Source organism: Streptomyces sp. NPDC055078 (assembly GCF_053607985.1).
The window spans coordinates 1-5415 of the sequence record NZ_JBSGUP010000570.1; the positions used below are offsets into that span (position 1 = coordinate 1).

Here is a 5415-nt window from a genome sequence, read left to right on the forward strand (position 1 = left end):
CAGCAGGCGAGCGTGGCCCGGGTGCGGGACATGATGGACCTCGGTGTCGGGGTCGTAGGAGAGCCCGAGGTGGCCGTAGAAGCGCTGCTGGCTGCCGCTACTTGGCCAGCGCGTGGACCGCGCTGCCGCCGTCCTTGCGGGGGCCGTGGCACAGGTACTCGCCCCACTCGTCGTTCACGCGCTTGCCGGTGCCGTCCCAGATCAGCGGCCGGTCGCACTGGGCGCACGGTCCGGCGTCCTCCCCCGGCGTCCCCTGCGGCCGGGCAGCGGGCTCGGTGGTGGTGGGCTCGTGCATCTCCTCGAGGAAGCTCAGCGCCGCCGGGAGGTAGTTTGCGCCGACCGGGGTGATGTCCTCGTTCTGGCTGACCTTGTCGAAGTCGTCGGCGGCCACGATGAACTTCCGGTATCCGGCGGCCTGGGCGGTGCGGACGGCGTCGGTGACGTCGCGGACGGATCGGACCCGGCCGTCGAGGCCCAGTTCGCCGATCAGGGTCACGCCGTTCAGTGCGGCCGGGTCGATGGCGCCGGCCGCTGCGAGGGCGGTGCAGGCCAGGGTCAGGTCGGAGCTGGAGCCGGTACGGACGACCGTCCAGTGGGCATCGATCCGGAGGGTTCCCGGCTTCCACTCCAGGTCGCTGTTCACGATGGCCGCGCGGATCCGGTCGCGGGCCTCGCGGGCGAACGTCGAGTTCGGGCCGGTGAGCCAGAAGGCCGGGGTGCCGCCGGGGGCGAACTCGGCGGTCACCGTGGCCATGCCCTCCGGGGTGGGGAACGAGGTGGCCGCCGTGCCGCGCGCGGTCAGGTCGCCGGTGGGGAGCAGCACCGTGCGGTACGGCTCGCCCTGGTCGGCGACCTTCCAGCCGGCTCCGACGAGGCCGCCGAAGGGGACTGCGTCGGAGAGCAGGCCGTTGATGTCGTCCACCAGGCCGTCGTGCAGCTCGCTGGCCGGGGTGGCGGGCGCGTACCAGATCGTCTTGCCGTTCCGGTCGAGGACCGCGTGGAGTTCCTTCTCCTCGGTGTCGACGGTGATGACGGCCGCCTCGGGGAGGGCCTGCCGGATGAGGCGGGCGACGTACTCCGTGGTGTTGCGCAGGAGGATGCTGCGGGCGCGCTTGGCGTTGAAGTAGGCGTCCTCGGTGGCGTGGGAGAGGACCGCGGTCATCCGGTCCGTCTGGACGGCCAGGGCGTGGTGGTTGGCGGCTGTCGGGGTGTGCAGCCAGGCGGGGGTGAGGCCGGTGATGTCGTTGCTCATTGCGGTGTCCCTTCGAGTGGTGAGCCAGGTGAGTTCCTGGGCGGGCAGCACGGTCCGGGCCGGGCCCGTGCTGTCTGCTCAGGGGGGCGGCCGGGTCACCGGCCGCCCTGCCTGGGCGGTTAGCTGAGGAGCTTGGCCACCTCGCGGGCGGTGAAGGAGCAGTCGCCGACCTCGAAGACGTTGAGGGTGGCGAACTCGGCGTCGTACTCGGCGCGGGCGATGTGCTCGGCGATGGCCACCACGTTGCCGTGGAGGGACTTGGCGGCGATCTCTTCGGCCGCCGCCTGGTACCGGCCGACCATGCCCGGGTCGGTGACCTCGCTGGAAGGGGTGCCGTAGAGAGCCTGGGCGAGGGCTTCGATGATCTCGCTGGGGGTGGGGGTGGCCTGGTTCATTGCGCGCTCCGTGATGGTGGGGTGGTGGTTGGTGTTACACCTTCTTCATTGACCAAATCTCTCTGGGGTAACTCTAATATCCAAGAAGATTTGGTCATAAAGTCGTCAATCAGGCGGCCATGGCGTAGCGGCTGATCTCCTCGCCGGTGATGCACTCCGAGAGCAGGCAGATCAGGATCTCCGCGGCGGGCGGGGTGACCGCGTTGCCGAGCTGCCGCACCTGATCCCGCTTCGAGCCGAGCACCACGTAGTCGTTGGCGAAGGCCATCGCCCTCTGGATCTCGTGCGGCTGGAGCATCCGGAACAGGACGTCTTCGATGTTCAGCTCGCCCTGGACGAGTGCGAAGCGGTCGCGGGTGGAGAGGGTACCGACGGGGTCGCTTACCGGGCGCGGGGTCCCGTTGCCGTAGTACGGGGCCAGGAAGGGTTCCCAGGTGACGAGGGACTGGTGGCCGGTGGTGGTGAGGGTCCTCATCGCCTCGACTAGGTCGGTGCAGTGCTCCCCGCCGTTGCCGGTCGACCCGTTGTTCCGCATCATCATCCCCGACATCGGGACGGCGGCCAGGCCGTGATGGTTGCCGCTGGCGCAGACCGTCGCGAGGGGGTCGGTGATGGCGCGGACGTCGCTGCTCCCGCCCCGGATCTCGGTGATGAACGGCAGCCACGCGAGTCCGGCCTCAGCCCTGCCCGTCTGGGTCTGCATCGGCCCGTAGATCGAGCGGGCGTTCTTGCCCTCGCGACCGTCGCAGGGGACGAGGAGTGGGGGGATCGCCAGCGCGTCGTTCTCGCGGGTGGTGCGGGTCGGCATCGGGTCCAGCAGGTCACTGGCCGCGTCGCGCCACGTGCCGCCAGTGGGCACCATCATCGGGCGGGCGAACTTGTCCAGCCCGGCCTGGATGCGCCGCATCGTCTTGTCCGCCAGAGGCGTCTTGCGGTCGCCGATCCGGCCCCCCGCGATCGACCAGTCGATGGCCGCCGCCGCCGGGAGCGTCTCGGGCTCCACGATCTGGTGGCCGCACTTGGTGTTCGGGCACCGGTAGTCGTACTGGCTCTTGTACCGGCCCATGTCGACGCCGGCCCGCCGGAACATCTGCCGCGCCTTGACGGTCTCATCGCAGCTGGTGCAGAACGCCGAGGGGGCCAGCCACTTCTCGAAGTTCGGGTTCCGGCCGAGGCTCTTGTGCCAGTAGACGAAGTACAGGCGGTCACGGGACTGCGGGGCGCGGTGGACGCTGCGCGGGTCGGCGTGCATCGAGTTCAGCGCGACCAGCTTGGTCTTGTAGCCGAGCTTGTGGAACTCGGCCACCCAGCGGTCCCACTCGAACCACTGCCGGACGTCGACCACGTTCTCTACGACCCCCGCCTTGACCAGGCCGCCGCGCTCGATGACGCCCCGCAGGTAGAGCGGGATCTCTTCCATCAGGGCCCGGCTGGCCTCCTCCTCCTCGGTGGGGCCGTTGTCGCGCTCCTCCTCGGTCTGGAACTTCTCCGCCTCCATCTCCGCGTAGAGGTCGAGGAGGTCGCCCTGCACGGCCTTGGCGAACGAGCGCTTCTTGCCCTGGGCGATGGACCACTTGGTGCACTCCGGCGAGCCCCAGTGGATGTCTGCGACCGGCCAGGCCCAGACCGGGGCCTTGCGGATGTCGCCGATGTAGTGGGCGACGCCGGGGAAGTTCCGCTCGTGGCTCTCGATCGCCCGCTTCCAGTGGTTCGCCGCCCGGGTGACCCGGACGTTTGGGACGGCGTCCGCTCCCTGGGTGGACCCGCCGGCCCCGCAGAACCAGTCCATGACCGACAGCTCGGTGCCGTCGTGCTTGTACGCCTTGGCGCGGCGCTGGGCGAAGGGCTGGGTGCCGCTGGAGGCGGCCAGCGCGCGGGTGGTGGTGGAGATGTAGGGCATTCGGCCTGTTCCGTTCTGGGTGTTGGTGTGTTGGTGTGCCGTCCTCTTTCATTGACCGAACCCACCTGGATAACCTCGTTATGCAGGTGGATTTGGTCAATGAATCGCCAAGGGAACCGCGGGTCAGGCGGTGTCCGCCGGGAAGCGCAGCAGGCCGCCCGCCGTCTGGCTCCCGTCCAGCTCGACCCGGAGGACCGCGTCCGCCTCGCCGAGGGTTTCGGTGTCGAACGGCCCGCCGTCGCCGGTGTCCAGCTCGGTGTCACCGGCGAACACCGCGGCGATGTGGGGCACCGTCCATGGAGTTCAGGAGCACGGCGGTCGCGCCGGGGGCGAGCCGGTGCAGGACCTCGCCGACCTTCCGGGCGGTCTCGCCGAGGAGCAGCGCCTTCTCGCGGCTCAGGCCGCAGCTCTCGCACTCCGTCTCGTGCCAGTCCGGGCCGTACCCGCAGACGCACCACCAGGAGGCGAAGTGCCAGGTCCATTCCCAGCCGCCGATGGCGTACAGGCCGTCGCGGTCGGGCCGGATGACGTTCGCTGCGGTGTCGCTGCCCTCGTCCAGGTACATCCACCGGATGTGGACGGCGACCGCCCGGCGGGCGCCGTGCCCGGTGGCCTTGCGCCGACGGGCGGCCTTGCGTGCCTTGGGGGTCGCGTCGGTGATGGAGGTGGCCGCGTCCGATCCCCGCTCCAGGGCCCGCCAGTTGATGCGGACGGCCACCGCCAGGCCCTCGGGCTCCTCGCTGTACCGGCTCGGGCCGCCTTCGATGATGTGGACCGTCTCCTGGCTGTCGGCCTGACCCTCGATCACGTGGATCGTGTCGACGCTGTCGTAGCCGTACTCGTCGGCCAGGCGGAGCGTCTGGTCGGCCAGCTTCTTGGCGCTCTCCAGCGGGAAGTGCGGGCTGAGCCAGCCGTTCCATCGGTTGTGCGGGTCGAGCTTGCAGTCGAACGGGCCGAGCGTGTCGTCAATGCAGACGCGGGTCTCGATCACGGTGGTGCCTTTCGTTTCGGTGGGGTGAGGGGGCTCAGGCCGTGGCGAACAGGTCGAGCTGGAGGGGCTGGCGCTGGAGCCAGCCGTGGGTGCGGAGGGGGCCGCCGGGCTCGGCGTCCAGGCGCAGGAGGACGGTGCGCGTCGGAGTCCCGGACGAGAGGAACGCGTCGTCGGGGAGGGGGATGACGTCGCCCTCGGCGTCGGTGACCATCTGCCGGAACTCCACGGCCTTGCGGTCGCTGTGCCAGTTGATCGACTCCGGCAGGATCGCGATGAGGGTTCCGCCGTCCCGCAGGAAGCGCAGGGCGTGCAGGACGTGGCTGATGGCGTCGCTGAACGGGGGGTTCATGAGGATCCGGTCGTACGGCTCATCGATGCCGGCCGGGTCGAGGTCGAGGAAGTCGCCCTGGATGACCTGGCGGGCGACTCCGAGTTCCCGCAGGACGTGGGCGCGGCGGGGGTCGATCTCGACGCAGTCCACGATGCCCATCTGGTCGGCCACCCGCTGGGCGAGCGTGCCGGTACCGGCCGAGGGCTCCAGGACCGTGTGGCCGACCCGGATCGAGGCGTGCTCCAGCATGTCGAAGGCCACCGCGGGCGGGGTCGGGTACCAACCCTGGTCGAACCGGGAGGGCCAGGCTCCGGCCGCCAGGCAGGCCCGCATGAACTCCTCCACCGGGAAGGGGAAGGTGTGGGCGCGGACCGCCTTGCGGCCGTCCCACCGGCCGCCGATGTCCTTGAGCATATTGTTCATCCGCTTGTACAGCGCGGGCTCCAGCTCGAAGGGGACCTGTACGCGGTCGCCGCTGATGACGGTGCGGGGGTCGGTGAGGACGGTGAGGACGTCGCTGGGGATCTGCATCGAGCGCTCCTTCGT

General features: G+C 70.1%; 6 protein-coding genes. All 6 read right to left on the reverse strand.

Annotated elements, in window-relative coordinates; translation table 11 throughout:
- Positions 1–97: 97 nt before the first annotated feature.
- The gene (locus ACWF94_RS32210) at positions 98–1252 is read right to left on the reverse strand and encodes a magnesium chelatase domain-containing protein (RefSeq protein ID WP_453496581.1); all 1155 of its coding nucleotides are present in this window, start codon (positions 1250–1252) and stop codon (positions 98–100) included.
- Positions 1253–1371: 119 nt separating this feature from the next.
- Entirely contained in the window at positions 1372–1647 is a 276-nt protein-coding gene (locus tag ACWF94_RS32215; RefSeq protein WP_453496584.1) for a hypothetical protein, read from the reverse strand.
- Positions 1648–1756: 109 nt separating this feature from the next.
- Entirely contained in the window at positions 1757–3547 is a 1791-nt protein-coding gene (locus ACWF94_RS32220; RefSeq protein ID WP_453496587.1) for a DNA cytosine methyltransferase, read from the reverse strand.
- 123 nt (positions 3548–3670) lie between these two features.
- On the reverse strand, positions 3671–3838 hold the full coding sequence (locus ACWF94_RS32225) for a hypothetical protein (protein WP_453496590.1): 168 nt from the start codon (positions 3836–3838) through the stop codon (positions 3671–3673).
- On the reverse strand, positions 3807–4538 hold the full coding sequence (locus ACWF94_RS32230; protein ID WP_453496593.1) for a hypothetical protein: 732 nt from the start codon (positions 4536–4538) through the stop codon (positions 3807–3809). The genes ACWF94_RS32225 and ACWF94_RS32230 overlap by 32 nt, the downstream gene beginning before the upstream one ends.
- 34 nt (positions 4539–4572) lie before the next feature.
- The coding region (locus ACWF94_RS32235; RefSeq protein ID WP_453496596.1) for a hypothetical protein at positions 4573–5415 on the reverse strand (843 nt) is incomplete at its 5' end.

What these genes read in the sequence shown, in the direction of transcription:
- ACWF94_RS32210 (WP_453496581.1), bottom strand. Translation starts at nt 1,252, where the DNA reads ATGAGCAACGACATCACCGGCCTCACCCCCGCCTGGCTGCACACCCCG.
- ACWF94_RS32215 (WP_453496584.1), bottom strand. Translation starts at nt 1,647, where the DNA reads ATGAACCAGGCCACCCCCACCCCCAGCGAGATCATCGAAGCCCTCGCC.
- ACWF94_RS32220 (WP_453496587.1), bottom strand. Translation starts at nt 3,547, where the DNA reads ATGCCCTACATCTCCACCACCACCCGCGCGCTGGCCGCCTCCAGCGGC.